The organism is Caballeronia sp. PC1, assembly GCF_021353155.1.
GTDB classification, from domain to species: domain Bacteria; phylum Pseudomonadota; class Gammaproteobacteria; order Burkholderiales; family Burkholderiaceae; genus Caballeronia; species Caballeronia cordobensis.
Window position 1 is genome coordinate 889351 of record NZ_JAJUBH010000001.1, and the last position, 15730, is coordinate 905080.

16 protein-coding genes are annotated in these 15730 nt (G+C 65.2%); 9 read left to right on the forward strand and 7 right to left on the reverse strand.

Going from position 1 to position 15730, the window contains the following annotated elements:
- Positions 1–40: 40 nt before the first annotated feature.
- The 4 genes from LY284_RS04270 (at position 41) to LY284_RS04285 (ending at position 3396) form a co-directional block, all read left to right on the forward strand.
- Positions 41–1006, forward strand: coding sequence for a D-glycerate dehydrogenase (locus LY284_RS04270; protein ID WP_014191546.1), 966 nt, complete (start codon positions 41–43; stop codon positions 1004–1006).
- 104 nt (positions 1007–1110) lie between these two features.
- Positions 1111–2190 (forward strand): LacI family DNA-binding transcriptional regulator, encoded by a 1080-nt coding sequence (locus LY284_RS04275; protein WP_050878285.1) that lies wholly within the window; start codon positions 1111–1113, stop codon positions 2188–2190.
- The gene (locus LY284_RS04280) at positions 2191–2991 is read left to right on the forward strand and encodes a YhfC family intramembrane metalloprotease (protein WP_014191544.1); all 801 of its coding nucleotides are present in this window, start codon (positions 2191–2193) and stop codon (positions 2989–2991) included.
- 39 nt (positions 2992–3030) lie between these two features.
- Positions 3031–3396, forward strand: coding sequence for a DUF3022 domain-containing protein (locus tag LY284_RS04285; protein ID WP_014191543.1), 366 nt, complete (start codon positions 3031–3033; stop codon positions 3394–3396).
- On the opposite strand, the gene LY284_RS04290 is transcribed toward LY284_RS04285, so the two are convergent.
- Together LY284_RS04290 and LY284_RS04295 are read right to left on the reverse strand one after the other, a co-directional pair.
- On the reverse strand, positions 3393–3821 hold the full coding sequence (locus LY284_RS04290; protein WP_014191542.1) for a PGDYG domain-containing protein: 429 nt from the start codon (positions 3819–3821) through the stop codon (positions 3393–3395). The two genes, LY284_RS04285 and LY284_RS04290, sit on opposite strands and share 4 nt — an antisense overlap.
- A gap of 126 nt (positions 3822–3947) precedes the next feature.
- Positions 3948–4466 carry a Spy/CpxP family protein refolding chaperone gene (locus LY284_RS04295; protein ID WP_014191541.1) on the reverse strand — a complete coding sequence of 173 codons (519 nt, stop codon included), beginning with the start codon at positions 4464–4466 and terminating at the stop codon, positions 3948–3950.
- Between the two features lie 177 nt (positions 4467–4643).
- On the opposite strand from LY284_RS04295, the gene LY284_RS04300 reads away from it, so the two are divergent.
- The 3 genes from LY284_RS04300 to LY284_RS04310 all read left to right on the forward strand — a co-directional run bounded on the left by LY284_RS04300 (position 4644) and on the right by LY284_RS04310 (position 7369).
- Positions 4644–5534 carry a LysR family transcriptional regulator gene (locus LY284_RS04300; RefSeq protein WP_014191540.1) on the forward strand — a complete coding sequence of 297 codons (891 nt, stop codon included), beginning with the start codon at positions 4644–4646 and terminating at the stop codon, positions 5532–5534.
- A gap of 102 nt (positions 5535–5636) precedes the next feature.
- A complete protein-coding gene (locus LY284_RS04305) occupies positions 5637–6092 on the forward strand; it encodes an Lrp/AsnC family transcriptional regulator (RefSeq protein ID WP_014191539.1) in 456 nt (151 codons plus the stop codon).
- Between the two features lie 167 nt (positions 6093–6259).
- Positions 6260–7369 (forward strand): saccharopine dehydrogenase family protein, encoded by a 1110-nt coding sequence (locus LY284_RS04310; RefSeq protein WP_014191538.1) that lies wholly within the window; start codon positions 6260–6262, stop codon positions 7367–7369.
- 8 nt (positions 7370–7377) lie between these two features.
- Here LY284_RS04310 and LY284_RS04315 read toward each other — a convergent pair whose 3' ends face one another.
- Together LY284_RS04315 and LY284_RS04320 are read right to left on the reverse strand one after the other, a co-directional pair.
- The gene (locus LY284_RS04315; protein WP_014191537.1) at positions 7378–7956 is read right to left on the reverse strand and encodes an ATP-binding protein; all 579 of its coding nucleotides are present in this window, start codon (positions 7954–7956) and stop codon (positions 7378–7380) included.
- 16 nt (positions 7957–7972) lie between these two features.
- Positions 7973–9286, reverse strand: coding sequence for a sodium:proton antiporter (locus LY284_RS04320; protein ID WP_053568291.1), 1314 nt, complete (start codon positions 9284–9286; stop codon positions 7973–7975).
- A 271-nt stretch (positions 9287–9557) separates the two neighbouring features.
- On the opposite strand from LY284_RS04320, the gene LY284_RS04325 reads away from it, so the two are divergent.
- Positions 9558–10940 carry an FAD-containing oxidoreductase gene (locus LY284_RS04325; RefSeq protein ID WP_014191535.1) on the forward strand — a complete coding sequence of 461 codons (1383 nt, stop codon included), beginning with the start codon at positions 9558–9560 and terminating at the stop codon, positions 10938–10940.
- 646 nt (positions 10941–11586) lie between these two features.
- Here the strand turns inward: LY284_RS04325 and LY284_RS04330 are convergent.
- From LY284_RS04330 to LY284_RS04340, 3 genes are all read right to left on the reverse strand, one after another.
- Positions 11587–12828, reverse strand: coding sequence for an MFS transporter (locus LY284_RS04330; protein WP_041730442.1), 1242 nt, complete (start codon positions 12826–12828; stop codon positions 11587–11589).
- 31 nt (positions 12829–12859) lie between these two features.
- A complete protein-coding gene (locus LY284_RS04335) occupies positions 12860–14038 on the reverse strand; it encodes a hypothetical protein (protein ID WP_041730440.1) in 1179 nt (392 codons plus the stop codon).
- A 166-nt stretch (positions 14039–14204) separates the two neighbouring features.
- Positions 14205–14705, reverse strand: coding sequence for an ankyrin repeat domain-containing protein (locus tag LY284_RS04340; RefSeq protein ID WP_374730278.1), 501 nt, complete (start codon positions 14703–14705; stop codon positions 14205–14207).
- Between the two features lie 355 nt (positions 14706–15060).
- On the opposite strand from LY284_RS04340, the gene LY284_RS04345 reads away from it, so the two are divergent.
- Entirely contained in the window at positions 15061–15720 is a 660-nt protein-coding gene (locus tag LY284_RS04345; protein ID WP_014191531.1) for a DUF938 domain-containing protein, read from the forward strand.
- Positions 15721–15730 lie beyond the last annotated feature (10 nt).

Genomic DNA, 15730 nt, shown 5'->3' on the forward strand with positions numbered 1-15730 from the left:
CGAAATCAGGATTCCACGAAAACCCAAACCCACCCGAACCATGAAAAAAATCGTAGCCTACAAACCCTTACCAAGCGACGTAGAAACCTACCTCCGCGCCCACGCCGAAGTGATCAAAGTCGACCCCAACGACAAACCCGCCTTCGTAGAGGCGCTAAAACACGCCACCGGCGCCATCGGTGCAAGCGTAAAAATCTCCCCCGACATGCTCGAAGGCGCAACGAACCTGAAAGCACTCTCGACGATCTCAGTCGGCTTCGACCAGTTCGACGTCGCCGACCTCACGCGCCGCGGCATCGTCCTCACCCACACCCCCGATGTGCTCACCGAGTCCACCGCCGACACCGTCTTCGCGCTGATCCTCGCGAGCGCGCGCCGCGTCGTCGAACTCGCCGAATGGGTGAAAGCAGGGAACTGGAAAGCCAGCATCGGCGAAGCGAACTTCGGCGTCGACGTGCAAGGCAAGACGCTCGGCATCGTAGGTCTGGGACGCATCGGCGGAGCGGTCGCGCGCCGCGCCGCGCTCGGCTTTCGCATGAACGTGCTCTACACCAACCGCAGCGCGAACGAGCAGGCGGAAAAGGAATACGGCGCGAAGCGGGTCGAACTCGATGAACTCCTCGCGCAATCCGATTTCGTGTGCCTGCAAGTGCCGCTCACGCCCGAAACGCGCAATCTCATCGGCGCGAACGAACTCGGGAAAATGAAGCCGGGCGCGATACTCATCAACGCATCGCGCGGGCCGACCGTCGACGAAGCCGCGCTCATCGAAGCCCTCAAGAACGGCACGATTCGCGGCGCGGGCCTCGACGTGTTCGAGACCGAACCGCTGCCCGCCGATTCGCCGCTGCTCGCGATGAAGAACGTCGTCGCGCTGCCGCATATCGGCTCGGCGACGCACGAAACGCGGCACGCAATGGCGCGCAACGCCGCCGAAAATCTCATCGGCGCACTGAACGGCACGCTCACGCAGAACATCGTCAATCGCGACGTGCTTGCGCGCTAAAAGCAAAAGGTCGGGCGCGCGCATGCGCTAACATGCGATGCGAGGAGAACGATAACGACGGCATCGCGTCACGCTTAACCGCGAGGCGCGCGCCCACGACCACTATGTCCGACGATCCCACATTGACCAACCGCCCGGTCGCATTCGGTGCGCGCCGCGCGACGATCACCGATGTCGCGCGCGAAGCCGGCACCGGCAAGACCAGCATCTCGCGCTATCTGAACGGCGAGATGAGCGTGCTGTCGCCCGATCTGCGCGAGCGTATCGAGGCGGCCATCGCGAAGCTCGACTACCGGCCGAATCAGATGGCGCGCGGGCTGAAGCGCGGCCGTAACCGCCTGATCGGCATGCTGCTCGCCGACCTGACCAATCCGTATTCCGTCGAAGTGCTGCAAGGCGTCGAAGCCGCGTGCCACGCGCTCGGCTACATGCCGCTCATCTGTCACGCGGCCAACGAAATCGACATGGAGCGGCGCTATCTGCAACTGCTCACCACGTATCGCGTCGAAGGCGTCATCGTCAACGCGCTCGGGGTGAAGGAAGAACTGCTGCAAGGCTTCGCGCAAGGCGGCATTCCGGTCGTGCTCGTCGATCGCTCCGTGGAAGGCTTCATCACCGACATGGTCGGGCTCGACAATCCCGCCGCCGTGCAACTCGCGACACGTCATCTCGTCGATGAAGGGTTCGACGAGCTGCTGTTCATCGTGCAGCCCGTCACGCACGTCAGCTCGCGGCGTCTGCGCGAAGCGGCGTTTCGCGAGACCGTCGCGGCGCTCGGCGCAAGCGGCTCGACGCTCGTGATCGATCTCGCCGATGCCTCGCCCGCGCTCGCCGCGCTCGATACGCGCGTGACGGCGGCGCAGGCGGCGGGCCGGCGGGTCGCGCTCTTCGCGGCGAACGGGCCGGTGGCGTTGCGCGTCGCGGTGCATCTCAAGGAGCGGCACGGCCCGGACTGGCAGGCGAGCGTCGCCTTGATGTCGATCGACGATTCCGAATGGGCGCAGCTTGCCGGCATGACAACCGTGCGTCAGCCGACGTACGATATCGGCCGGCGCGCGGTCGAATTTCTCCACGAACGGCTCGGCGGCGCAGCGATGCCCGCGCGCGAATGCCTGCTGCCGGGCGAACTGGTCGTGCGCGCATCGACGGCACGAGACAAGCAACACGCATCACAAGGAATCTGAATGGTCAGTGGTTCGACCTTGCTGTGCCTCGCGGTGGCGACGCTCATCGTCGCCGCCATGCCTGTCGTGCTGTACCGGAAGCTGCGGCCGCGCTTTTCCATCGCGCCGCGCGAGGCGATTCTCGGCATCGCCGTGTTCGCGCTCTTCGCGATGGTCATCGAGCGCGCGCTGCACGGCTTCATGCTGAGCAACCCGGTCACATCCGCGTGGCTGATGAATCCCGCGGTCTTCGTCATTTACGGCGCGGTCGCGGCGGGCCTGTGCGAAGAGGTCGGGCGCTTTCTCGCGATGAAATGGCTCGTCTCGCGCGAGCCGGGCGCGCTCGATCGCCACGGTCCGGCGCTCGGATACGGCATCGGGCATGGCGGGGCGGAGGCGTGGATCGTCGGCGTGTTCGTCCAGGCGCAATGGATCGTCTACGCCGTGCTTGCCAATCGCGGCACGCTCGATGCGCAATTCGCGCACGCGCCGCTCGAAGCCATCGCGCGGATCCATCTCGTGCTGCTGAGTCTTTCGCCCGTATCGGCGGGCATTTTTCTCGTCGAGCGCGCGAGCGCCTTCGTGCTGCAACTCGGCTTTTCCGCGCTGATGTGGCAGATGCTGCGCGAGCGCTCGCGTCATGCGCTGGCGTTTCTCGTGGCCGCCCATGCGCTCGTCGGCTTGCCCGCCGCGCTCTTTCAGGCGCGGCTCGTGCCGCTGATCGCCGCCGACGCCGTGTATCTCGTGCTCGGCGTGATCGTTGCGGTTGCGCTCGTGCGCTACTATCGCCGTGCCGCCGCGCGTACGCCCGAAGGGGCCTGAACGCACCTGAGCGGCGATTCAATCGACTATCGACATCGAATGGACGACTATCAATACGACTGTCCGAGCGCGGACATCGACATGCTCGCGCACGTGATCTGCGATCTCTTTCCCGAGCAGACGCAATTCGCCGAACGCCGGGACGAAGCGGGACGCACGTCGCTCGTGATTCACTATGTGGCGATGCGCTTCGGCGCGACGGCGCGGCGCATCACGATCGACGTGCGCTTCGATCCGGCCGCGCTCGCACGTTATCGGGCAATGCCGCCGCGCATGCACGCGCGCAGTTACGCGGTGCTGCGCGCGTATGTGGAAGCGACGCTCGGATCGCTCGAAGAGACGTATGCGAACGGCGAGACCGTGCCGCGCGAAGTGGAAATCGAAATGGGCGAGGACTTCGCCTAGGCCTTCCGGTAGACGCTGGCGAAGCGCGCCGCCTTGACGACGCCGTAATCGCCGGGCGCGTACTGCATCACCCAGTCGCCTGCGTCGCCGGTGAGGATGTCGCCCGCGGCGGATCGCGCAATCGAAAAAGGCTCCTGCATCTGCTTCGCGAGCACGATGCTCGGCCGGTTGCGATACGTGCCCGCGTCGCCATGCGCGATGCCGCCTTCGGGCACGTACTTGGCGTCGAAGCGTTCGCGCGACACAACCCAGCGCTCGCCGCCGCTGCCGGTGACGATCGCATCGCCGCTCGCATAGCGGTTCGGGCCTTCGAGGCTCATCAGCTCGCCTGCCGACATGGCGAATTCGACGGTTACGGCTTCGTCTTTCACGACGCGGCATGCGGCGGGATCGGCGGCGAGATCGAGCTGGGACAAATGGAGCATGGTGCTATCGGGAAGGGCGGTGGCAGTGACGGTGCCGGATCGTAACGGCATTCGCGCCATTTTGCATCCGGCGAAAGAAAAAAACCCGCATCGCGATGCGGGTTCTCTCTGCGACGTGTGCCCGGCTCAGGGCTTCGTCGTGGACGCGGCGTCGGCGCCTGCCGCATGCGAACGGCGATGCGCGCGATGCTGCCGCGCCTTGCCGTGATCCTCGCGGAAGTTCGTGTCGGCCAGCTTCTTCTGCTCCGGCGAAAGGCTCGCGTAAAGCGGCTCGAAAGCCTCGACGAGACGCTTGGTGCCGTCGGCGTTCGCCTGCGTGATCTGCTCGTATTGCTTCATGTCGTCGAGCGCGGACATGGTGTCGCGCTGCGCGATGCGCTGACGATACAGATCCGCCATCGTGCGGCCGTTGTCGCGCATCACGTCGGCGAATTTCGACCACTGCGCTTCCTGTTGCGGCGTGATCTTGAGGCTCGAATGCAGTTCCGCGATACGCTCTTCGACGCGCGCCTCGCGCTTGTTGGCGGCGGGGGCGGACGCCGCAGCCTGTACCGCGGCCGCCGATGCCGCAGCGGGCGCTTGCGTTTGCGCGAATACCGGGCTCAGTGCGCAGAACGCGGCCAGTGCAACGAGAGTTCTTTTCATTCGGAATTTACCTTCGATCGATAAGGAATAGCGGCAAGGAATAGCGGCGCGCTTCGTAAGCCAGCCTGTAAGGCGACGTGAGCACGCCATCGGCGGATATTAGTATCACGATTGCACGCGGAATCGCCCGCATTGCCACAACTGCTTACATTCGAAACGTCTCTGGAAAATAACGCAGTGGATACCTTGTTGAGCATGCGGGTCTTCGTCGCCATCGTCGAGGCGGGCAGCCTGAGCGCCGCCGCCGAGCGCTTTTCCATCTCCGCGCCGATGGCGGGCAAGCATCTTCAGGCGCTGGAGGCGCGGCTCGATGCGCGGCTCATCGTGCGCACGACGCGCCGTCAGAGTCTGACGGAGATCGGGCGCGCGTATTACGAGCGATGCCGCCGCATCCTCGCGGAAGTCGACGCCGCCGATTCGCTCGCCGAAGCGATGGGCGCAACGCCGCGCGGCGTGCTGCGCGTGACGGTGCCGCTCACGTACGGCGTGCAGTTCGTGACGCCCGCCGTGACCGAGTTTCTCGCGGCGTTCGGGCAGATCAGCGTCGAACTGGATCTCACGAATCGCATGGTCGATATTGTCGAGGAAGGTTTCGATGCAGCCGTGCGCATCGGTCCGCTCGCCGATTCGAGCTTCGTCGCGCGTCCGCTAAAAGCCTACGCGATGACCGTCTGCGCTTCGCCCGGCTATCTCGCGCGCGCGGGCACGCCTGCGACGCCCGCGGATCTTGCCGCTCACGAATGCCTCGGCTTCGTGCATCAGGGGCGCGAAGCAGGCTGGCGGCTCGAAGGCGAAGACGACGCCACGCTCGCCCGCCGCGCGCAGTCCTCGCGCTTTCGGGCGAACAACGGCCAGGCGCTCAAGAAGGCCGCGCTCGCGGGCTTCGGTCTGGTGCTTCAGCCGCACGCGCTTGTGGAGGATGAACTGGCGAGCGGCGCGCTCGTCGCGGTGCTGCACGACTTCCTGCCGAAGCCTTCGCCGGTGCATCTCGTCTATCCGCGCGATACGCGTGCGACGCCCAAGCTCGCGAGCTTCGTCGATTTCATGGTGGCCCGGCTGGGCGTCTGACGGGCACGCGGGTCGGCGATAATGCAAAACACAAAACGCGGAATGCCCGATGGCATTCAAAACGCATAACTCAAAACGCAAAATGCCAAGGACGACACCCGCATGAGACCGCCGCGCCTCGATCAGCTCGACGACATCGACCGCAATCTCATCGCGCTCTTGCAGATGAACGCGCGCGAAAGCGTCGCGAACCTTGCGCGGCAACTGGGCGTCGCGCGCACGACGGTGATCGCGCGCATCGCGCGGCTCGAAAAGAACAACGTGATCGCGGGCTATGGCGTGCGGCTCGGGCAGGACGTGCTCGATGCGAGCATTCAGGCGTATGTCGGCATCAAGCTCACGCCGAAGTACGGCCGCGATCTGCAAAAGCGCTTCGCGCGCATGCCGGAGATCCAGTTGCTCTGCGCGGTGAGCGGCGAGTTCGATTACGTCGCATGGCTGCGCGCCGATTCGCCCGACCGGCTGAACGACCTGCTCGACGAAATCGGCGCGCTGGAAGGCGTCGAGCGGACCACGACATCGATCATCCTGGCGCGGAAGATCGATCGCGCGGGGTGAGCGCGCGGGTTGATCGCGGCCGGGCACGACGATTCGTCGCGTTTCATCGTCGAAATGACGAAATTCATCGTCGAAGCGCATCATTTTGTGTCTAGGATCAGTATTCGCCCGCTCCTAAACTGTGTGAGTAAGTGGTTATGGCCCAAACGCACATAAAGGAGATGAATATGAAAGTGGCCCTCGTCGGCGCCGGACTGATCGGTCAGAGCATTGCGCATTTGCTGCGAGAAACGGGGGACTTCGACGTCGTCGCGTTCGATCGTGACGAACACGCGCTCGCGCTCCTCGATGCGCAGGGCATCCCGACGCGCCGTGTCGATTCCGCCGATACGCCCGCGTTGCGCCAGGCGCTCATCGGCTTCGATGCGCTCGTCAACGCGCTGCCTTACTACCTCGCGATCAATGTCGCGTCGGCGGCGAAAGCGGCGGGCGTGCATTACTTCGACCTGACCGAAGACGTGCGCGCGACGCACGCGATCCGCGCGATCGCCGACGATTCGGAACTCGCCTTCATGCCGCAATGCGGTCTCGCGCCGGGCTTCATCGGCATCGTCGCGCACGATCTGGCCAAGCGTCTGGACGACGTGCGCGAAGTGAAGATGCGCGTCGGCGCGCTGCCCGAGTTTCCGACGAATGCGCTGAAGTACAACCTCACGTGGAGCATCGACGGCCTCATCAACGAGTACTGCCAGCCGTGCGAAGCCATTCGCGAAGGCCGCACGCAATGGGTGCAGCCGCTCGAAGGCGTCGAGCATTTCTCGCTCGACGGCATCGAGTACGAGGCTTTCAACACGTCGGGCGGTCTCGGCACGCTGTGCGAAACGCTCGCCGGCAAAGTCGAGACGCTCGATTACAAGTCGGTGCGCTATCCCGGCCATCGCGAGCTGATGAAATTCCTGCTCGACGATCTGCGCATGTCCACCGACCGCGACGGTCTGAAGACGATGTTGAAGCGCGCGGTGCCGTCCACGGCGCAGGATGTCGTGTTGATCTTCGTCACCGTCACCGGCATGCGCCGCGGCCAGCTCGTGCAGGACGTGTTCACGCGCAAGATCTTCGCGAAGGACGTGTGTGGTGTGCCGATGAGTGCGATCCAGATCACGACCGCCGGCGCGATCTGCGCGGAACTCGATCTCTTCCGCGAAGGCGTGCTGCCGCAACGCGGCTTCGTGCGCCAGGAGCAGGTGCCGCTCGACGCGTTCCTCAACAACCGCTTCGGCAAGCTGTACGAAGGCGCGAACGCGCTGGCGACGGCGCGGCAACTCGCGGCGGCCTAAGTCAGTAATCAGGCCAGCAGGCGCGCGAGCAATGCCTCGCGCGCGGCATCGTCCGGCGCGGTGTTGTCGAACATGACGAGCGTCTGCGCGAGCGCCGCGTCCGGCACGAACAGCCGCTGCCGATAGTCTTCCCAATGCGCGAGCTTGTACGCATCGTTCGGATCGCCGCGCGCGACGATGCGCTCGCGCGCCACGTCTTCATCCACCTGCACCCACACGACGCGAATCTCCACATCCTCGCCGATGCCGAGCCACGCGCGATCGAAAAGCCGCGAGCCGCGCACTTCGCGCGTGAGCGGCGCGACCACCACGACGCTTACGCCGAGCGCGAGATTGTCCGCGGCGGTATCGAGGAGACAGCGATACTCCGGATCGCGGAAATGCTCGATGAAAAGCGGGCTGTCGCGATCGTGCGGATCGCCGGTCAGCGCGCCGATCGCCGCGGCGCTGTAGGCGCCGTAGAGCGTGTCCTTGTCGAGCAGGCAGAAGGGCTCGCGGCTCGCGTGCATGAGCGGCGCGAAGAGCCGCTTCGCGAGCGTCGTCTTGCCCGCGCCCGCGTGCCCGCAGAAGAAAATCAGATGCTTCACGCTTCGTTCCTTGAAATCAGTCGTCGGCTATCGTGCGTCGATATCGCTTCATGAGCGGCGTCGCGGTGATGCCATGCACGACGACCGATGCGGTGATCGTCGCGATGACGAGCGGCACGAGCGGCGCGGCCACGTCGTGCGGCGCGTGCTCGAGCGCATAAAGCAGATAGTAAAACGAGCCGACGCCGCGTATGCCGAACCAGCTCATGAGCCGCCGTTGCGCGCCGGCCGCGTGCGAGCCGATGAGCGATGCTTCCACCGCCGCGGGCCGCAGCACGAGAAAGAGCGCGACGATGAGCGCGGCCGCCTGCCATGTGAAAAGCTCGCGCCATATCGTCGCAAGCACGGCGCCGACGATCAGCATGATCGCCACTTCGGCGATCCGTTCGAGTTCGAGCGTGAAGCCGTGCACGCGCTCGGCCATGAATGCGTGCGCGCGCTCGGGATCGGACGCGGCGGCGCCGACATCGTCCGCATCGATCTTGCCGACCGCCTCGCGCGCGGACTTGCCGCCGCTTGCCTTCTGCTCGACGCGGCGCATCGCGAGACCCGCGGCGAAGACCGCGAGAAAGGCATAGGTGTGCAGCAGTTCGGCGACGCCGTAAGACAGCGAGATCAGGCCGAGCGCATAAAAGCCCTCCGGTCCGAGCGCCTCGCCGTGGCGTGTGCGCAGCCAGGCCACGAGCCGCACCGAGAGCGCGCCGAGCAGCCAGCCGCTCACGAGCGCGCCCGCGATGCCCCACGCCGCCTGCAACGCGAAGCTCCAGTGCAGCGCTTCGCTGGGCGTCGCCTGCATGCGGCACACCGCGATGCCGAGCAGCGCGAAGGGCAGCGCGATGCCGTCGTTCAGGCCGCCTTCGCCCGTCAGCGAGAAACGCAGCAAGTCGATGTCGCCGGGCGCTTCGACCTGCACGTCGTGGGCGAGCACGGGATCGGTCGGCGCGAGCATCGCCGCGAGCAGGAGCGCCGGGCCCCAGCCGAGTCCGAGCACGTACGCGCAAAAGAGCGTGAGCACGGCGACGGTGAGCACCATCGCGACGAGGCCCAGGCGGATCGGCAGAATCCAGATGCGGTCGGTGGGCGGCACGCGCAGGCGCAGGCCGATCGCGAAGAGCGACACCAGCATCGCGACTTCGGTGATGCGTCGAAGGACCGTCGCATCGCTTGTGAGGTCGAGCGCGAGCAGATTCGACGCGGCGGGGCCCATCGCGAAACCGATCGCGAGATAGCACATCGCGGTGCTGATCGGCAGGCGCTTGAACGTCGAGCTGGCGAGGCCCATGAAGATGAGCACACCGCCGACGACGAGAAACCAGATCGTCTCGGTCATGAATGCCTTCGGGCTTCGGGTGCGGGTTTCGACTGCTTGCCGCGGGTTGTCGAGGGGCCGCGCGCCGCAACGCGCGGCGCGTTCCGGAAAACGCAGCACGAGCCATGCCCGTGTCCGAAGCGCGCGCCTCAAACGGTGGTTCGAGCAGCGCGTCTGCCTGCTTATCGACTTGCGCGTAAGATGCATTTCGGTTCGGGCATCTCCATTCGTCATCCGCTTTATTTGCATGTTTTTTTGCATGACGGATGCAAAAAACCAGGGAGAACGCGACATGTCACAGCACTTCGATGCGGTCGTCATCGGCACGGGGCAGGGCGGCTCGCCGCTTGCCGCGCGGCTCGCAAAAAGCGGCAGGCGCACGGCCGTGATCGAGCGGCATCTGTTCGGCGGCACCTGCGTGAACGTCGGCTGCACGCCGACCAAGACTTATGTCGCGAGCGCGCGCGCGGCGCATGTCGCACGCACGGCGGCACGGTACGGCGTGATGATCGGCGGCGATATCGCCATCGACATGGCGCGCGTGAAGGCGCGCAAGGACGAGGTGATCGGCGGCTCGCGCACGGGCATCGAAAAATGGCTGCGCGGCACGAAGAATCTCACTGTCTTCAAGGGCCACGGACGCTTCACGGGCCCGCATGCGCTTTCGATCGAAGCGAGCGATGGCTCGACGCAAGACATCGACGCCGATCTGATCTTCATCAACACGGGCACGCGCGCGACGGTGCCGGAGATCGACGGGCTCGAACAGGTTCCGTACCTGACCAATTCCACGATTCTCGAACTGACCGAGGTGCCGGCGCATCTCGTGATCGTGGGCGCGAGTTACATCGCGCTCGAATTCGGGCAGATGTTCCGGCGCTTCGGCAGCCGCGTGACCTTGCTCGTGCGCGGCGAGCGCATCCTGACGCGGGAGGACGAGGATGTCGCGCGCGCGATGCAGGAGGTATTCGTGCGCGAGGGCGTCGAGTTTCGCTTTGGCGCGCAGATTGGCAAGGTGGAGCGGTCGGCGGGCGGAGTGCGCGTTTTTGTCGGCGATGAGACGATCGACGCATCGCATCTGCTGTTCGCGACGGGCCGCACGCCGAACACCGACGATCTTGGTCTTGCGCATGCGGGCATCGAGGTGAACAGGCACGGCATGATCGATGTGGACGGGCAGTTGCGCACGGGCGTCGAGGGCGTGTATGCGCTCGGCGACGTGAACGGGCGTGGCGCGTTCACGCATACGTCGTGGAACGACTACGAGATCATTGCTTCGAATGTGCTCGATGGCGAATCGCGCAGCGTCGATACGCGCATTATGGCGTATGCCGTTTTCGTGGATCCGCCGTTCGCGCGTGTCGGGATGAGCGAAGAGGAGGTGCGCAAGGACGGCCGCGAGGCCCTGATCGCGACGATGCCGATGACACGGGTGGGGCGCGCTCGGGAGCGCGGGGAAACCGATGGGTTCATGAAGGCGCTGGTGGATGCGCGTACGCAACGGTTTTTAGGCGCGGCGATTTATGGCATCGAAGGGGATGAGGTGATTCATACTTTCATCGAGATCATGAATGCGGATGCGCCGTTTGTGACGCTGCAGCGGGCTATGCATGTGCATCCTACTGTGAGTGAGTTGGTTCCTACTTTGCTTGAAGGGTTGGGGCCGTTGAGGTGAATTGCGGGTTTTGGTTTTCGTGGAACTTGCTTTGTTGTTGGTTTATTAGCACTGCCCCTCCCCGGGGCGGGGGTAACTTTCTTTGCTGCTGCAAAGAAAGTCACCAAAGAAAGCAGCTTTGTCACCGCCCGCGGTCACACGCAGTTTGGCCATTTTTCTCCTCGGGGAACGGCCCTCGCCTAAAGAGTGCCCTCAAAGAAACAACCGGGCTTGGATCGCGCACGGTCTGACAAGCCATAACTTTGAACGCGCTGGTTCAGCACGAAATAGCTTCGGCACAGCGCTGCGCGCTGCCGTGGGGTATGCGGGGGAAACCAGCGGAACACGAAGGCGCACGCAAACCCGCTCTTCCCATCGGCCGCGAAGCGGGCCGGAACTTGAAATGGCTGTACCAACACATTAAGTGGCGCGATGCGGCAGACCGTGCGCGATCCAAGCCCGATGGGTCCTGTGAGGACACTCTTTAGGCGAGGGCCGTTCCCCGAGGAGAAGAGTGGCCAAACTACGTGTGACCGCGGGCGGTGAGAAAGCTGCTTTCTTTGGTGACTTTCTTTGCAGCAGCAAAGAAAGTTACCCCCGCCCCGGGGAGGGGCAGTGCTAATAAACCAACAACAAAGCAAGTTCCACGAAAAACAAAACCAACCCCTCAAACCCCCACCCGAGGCTCAGCCTCATCCTCCTTAACACCATCCGCCCCCCGCGTCTCCGGCATAGCAAGCCAAACCATCGCCACCGCAAGCGCCCCCGCCCCGGCGAGCCCAAAGAAGCTCATCGCAGTCCCGAACCGATCAGCAGCGAACCCAGCCGCAGCCGTCGAAAGCGTCGCCCCAACACCAGCAGCCAACCCGAAGAACCCGATCGTCAGGTTGTAGTGCCCCCGCCCACCGGCGACATCCGCGGCAATGAGAGGCAGCATCACCCCAAACACAGCAGCGCTGATGCCATCGAGCATCTGCACCGGCACGAGCAGATACGGACTCGACACCCCCGCGAACAGAATCGCGCGAACGGGAAGCGCGCAGAACCCGAGAATGAGCACCGGCCTGCGCCCCCATTTCTGTGCCTGCCGCCCCACCCACGGCGACAACGCCGCAACGATGAACTGCGGCACGATGATGCACGCCGCGATCACGAGTTGAACGTTGTCGCCCATGTGCGCAGTGACTTCGCCGGCCGCGAGATTGAGCATCGCCGCGTTCGACAGGTGAAAGAGCACCACGCACGCCGCGAAAATCAAAAGGCGCCGGTCCTTCAGCAGCTCGCGCAAGGATTCGCGCTCTTCACCTTCGGGCGTCCTCTTCGGCGTGCCCTTCGGCACGCGCGGGACGGCGGGCGGAATGTCATAGTGAATCATGCGCAGCGCGACGATCGCAGGCAACGCGAGCGCCGCCGTCAGAAAGAACACCGAGCGCAGCGACAGATACTCGCCGAACGCGCCCATCAACGCCGCGGTCAACGCGCTGCCGATCGACGCCCAGCGCGCATTGCGCCCGAGCCGGTCGCCGAGATCGGCGCGGGAGACGAGGGCGAGCGAGATCGCCGCCATCGCCGGGACGAGCATGCAGCTCGCGAAGCCGTGCAGCACTTCGGCGGCGAAAACGGGGACGAAGGTCGGGCTCGCGGCGAGCAACAGCGCGCTCACGATGATCGCGACGATCGCGGAAAGCGCAGCGAACTTCTTGTTGCGCATCGCGTCGACGAGCGCGCCTGCCGGCAACTGGCTCGCCATCGCGCTGATCGTGCCGACGGAAAGCATCAGGCCGATCTCGCCCTGCGTCCATTTATTGGCCGCGAGGTACGAAGCAATGAAAGGGCCGAAGCCGGTCTGCACGTTGGCGACGAAGAAGTTCAGCCAGTCGAGCGCGCGCAGACTGCGTGCAATTACCATGTTGTGAATCTGTTTCCGATGTCGTTATCCGTTATCTGGCGAGACGCGCGCCGGAAGCCTGCGCGGGCGTCGAGACGGCGCCGGAAGCCGTCGCGCCCGCTGTCCCCGATGCACCCGGCGCCGATGCAGCGCTTGCCGTCGAAGCCGGCGCGGGCACCACGGGCGACACGATCTTGATCGGCTGCTCGGGCGAGTAGGTCGGCGCGGCCTTCAGTTGCGCGTCGTTGAAATCCATCTGCAAAAACCATTGTTTATTGCGCGCGAGGACGTGCAGGTCGCTCCAGTTGGCCGCGACATGCCGCTTGTCGCCCGCGAGCGAACTGGAAAGATCGACCACGAGCGCCTGCGGCTGCGCCTGCGAATCGACGAGCACATCCACCACGCGCCCGATGCGCGCGCCGCTCTTTTGCGCCACCGTCGAATCGACGAGCTGCATGAGGTTCGCGGGCGCCTCGTTGACAGGCTGCGGCTTGACCACCGGTTCGGCCGGTTTGCCCTTGGCGGCCGGCGCGGGCGGCACGAACGTGATCGGCGCGGTCTTCGAATTGGGCGTGAACTTGAACGCGTTCCACGGGAAGTTGACCTTGCGGTCGCCGACGCCCATGAAGCCCGCCAGATTGACCATCAGGAGCTTCGGCTTCGCGGCCGCATCGACATACATGTCCACCGCGCGGCCGACGACCTTGCCGTCCGGCCGCTGCACCTCGGCATCGAGCAGGCCGTGCAACTGGTCGTGCTGCATGATGCGCGTCGAAATGATCTGCGGCGGCGGTGGCGGCTCCGGCGGCTCGGGCGGCGGGACCACGACCGGCTCAGGCGGCCTCGGCTTGATGACGCGGCGCCTGGGCTTCGGCGCGGGCGCGGGTTTGACGGCGGAGGCGGGTTCCGGGGCCTGCACGGCGGGCAGCGGTTCCTCGGGCTCGCCGGAGCCTGCCTCGTCCGGCGTCGGGATATAGGAGTGCTCGACGATCGGCGCGGGCGTCTGCTGCGGCATCAGTCCGCACGCGGAAAGCGCGAACGTGGCGGCGATGGACAGGCTCGTCGTCAGGCGCAGCGCGCGCACGCTGCGCACGGTCGCGACGATGAGCGCGGCCATCCGCACGATCAGGCGCGCGGCGGCATGGAAGGCGCCCGCCGCCCGACACGCTCGCATAAGCACCTGAAGGCCGATCGACGACGCATCACCCCGATGCGGGAAACCGCCTGTCATCGCAAAAGCTCCATGGTTCCAAGTCACCTGCTTGTTTTGTTCGTTGTCGGATCGCTTCGACGCGCGCGCGGGGGCATTCGTTCGCTTTGGTTTGTATTTTGCGTGCGCGCGAAGCGGATTGAATCATGCATGCAATGAACATCGCGTCATGAGCGTGCGTCCGTCATCACGCCTTCGGCGTGCGCGCATCGGACGCTTTCGCGAGTTGCGCGGGCGTATCCGCTGCGCCCATTTTCGCGGCGGCGTCGCGCGCGGAAAAGCCGCCGGCATCGCGCGCATCGGGATCGGCGCCGCGCGCGATCAGCAAGTCGACGATCTCGACGCGGTTGAACATCGCCGCGATCATCAGCGCCGTGCGGCCGTCGGGCGATGCGCCTTCGACATCCGCGCCGTGATCGAGCAGCGTCCGGATCACCTCCGCGAAACCCTTGAACGCGGCACCCGCGATCGGCGTCTGGCCATTGTCGTTGCGCAGGTTCGGATCGGCTTCGTGTTCGAGCAGCACGCGCACGGCGTCCGCGTGGCCGTGGTAGCTCGCGAGCATCACGAGACTGTCGCCCTTGTCGTTGCGCAGGTTGGGCGGCAAGCCCTTGGCGAGGAGCGCTTCGAGCATCGCGGCGTCGCCGCGGCGCGCGACATCGAACACCTGGCTCGCGAAGGCGATCATGTCGTCGTCGGGGCCGTCGTTCGATTGCTTCGGTGGATTCTGGTTCGAGTCGTGCTGCATGTTCGTTTACTCCATGTCGATCGCGATGCATGCGTGCGCGACGCATTCGGGCGGCATTCGATTTGGCATTCAGAATGCATCGTGCGTGCATGCAAAATGCGAATGCGGACGCGGGATCAACCCGGAGCATACACAGGTTTGCTCGCGGGCCGCGCTTTTAAGCGCGGCAATGCAGCACGAATCGCGCCACGCCTCCCGCGCGCTCGCCATCGTCAGGAAAGCGCGCTTGACGCTTCGCTGCGGGTCCATTTAGGCTCGATACGACTTTGCTACCGCGCGCATGCGCCATCGCTTTATGAATCGAGTGCCTCCCGTTGCATCCCACTCCGACGGCGACACGCCGCATCCCGAATCCGCCGTGCGCCGCCGCGCGCCCGCGGCCGAGCGCAATCGCGATGCGATCCTGTCGGTCCTTGCGCGCGTGCTGCCGCCTGGCGGTGTCGTGCTGGAAATCGCGAGCGGCACCGGGCAGCACGCCGTTCACTGCGCGCAGGCGTTGCCGGGCATCGTGTGGCAGCCGAGCGATCCGGATGCCGGCGCGCGCGATTCCATCGCCGCATGGCGCGCTCACGCGGGGCTCGTCAATCTGAACGCGCCGCTCGCGCTCGACGTGACGAACGAGGATTGGGGCATCGCCGAAGCGGCGGCCATCGTGTGCATCAACATGATCCACATCGCGCCGTGGGAAGCGGCCGAAGCGCTCTTTCGCGGCGCGGGCGTGCGCCTGAGCGCGGGGGGCGTGCTGTTCATGTACGGGCCGTACCGGCGCAACGGGGCGCATACCGCACCGAGCAACGAGGCGTTCGATCAGCAATTGCGCGCGAGCGATCCGCGCTGGGGCGTGCGCGACATGGAAGCCGTCGAAGCGCTGGCAAAGACGGCCGGCTTCACGCTCGTCGAAACGGTCGCGATGCCGGCCAATAACTTCAGCGTCGTGTTCGAGAAGAACGCGTAAGCCGGCGCGG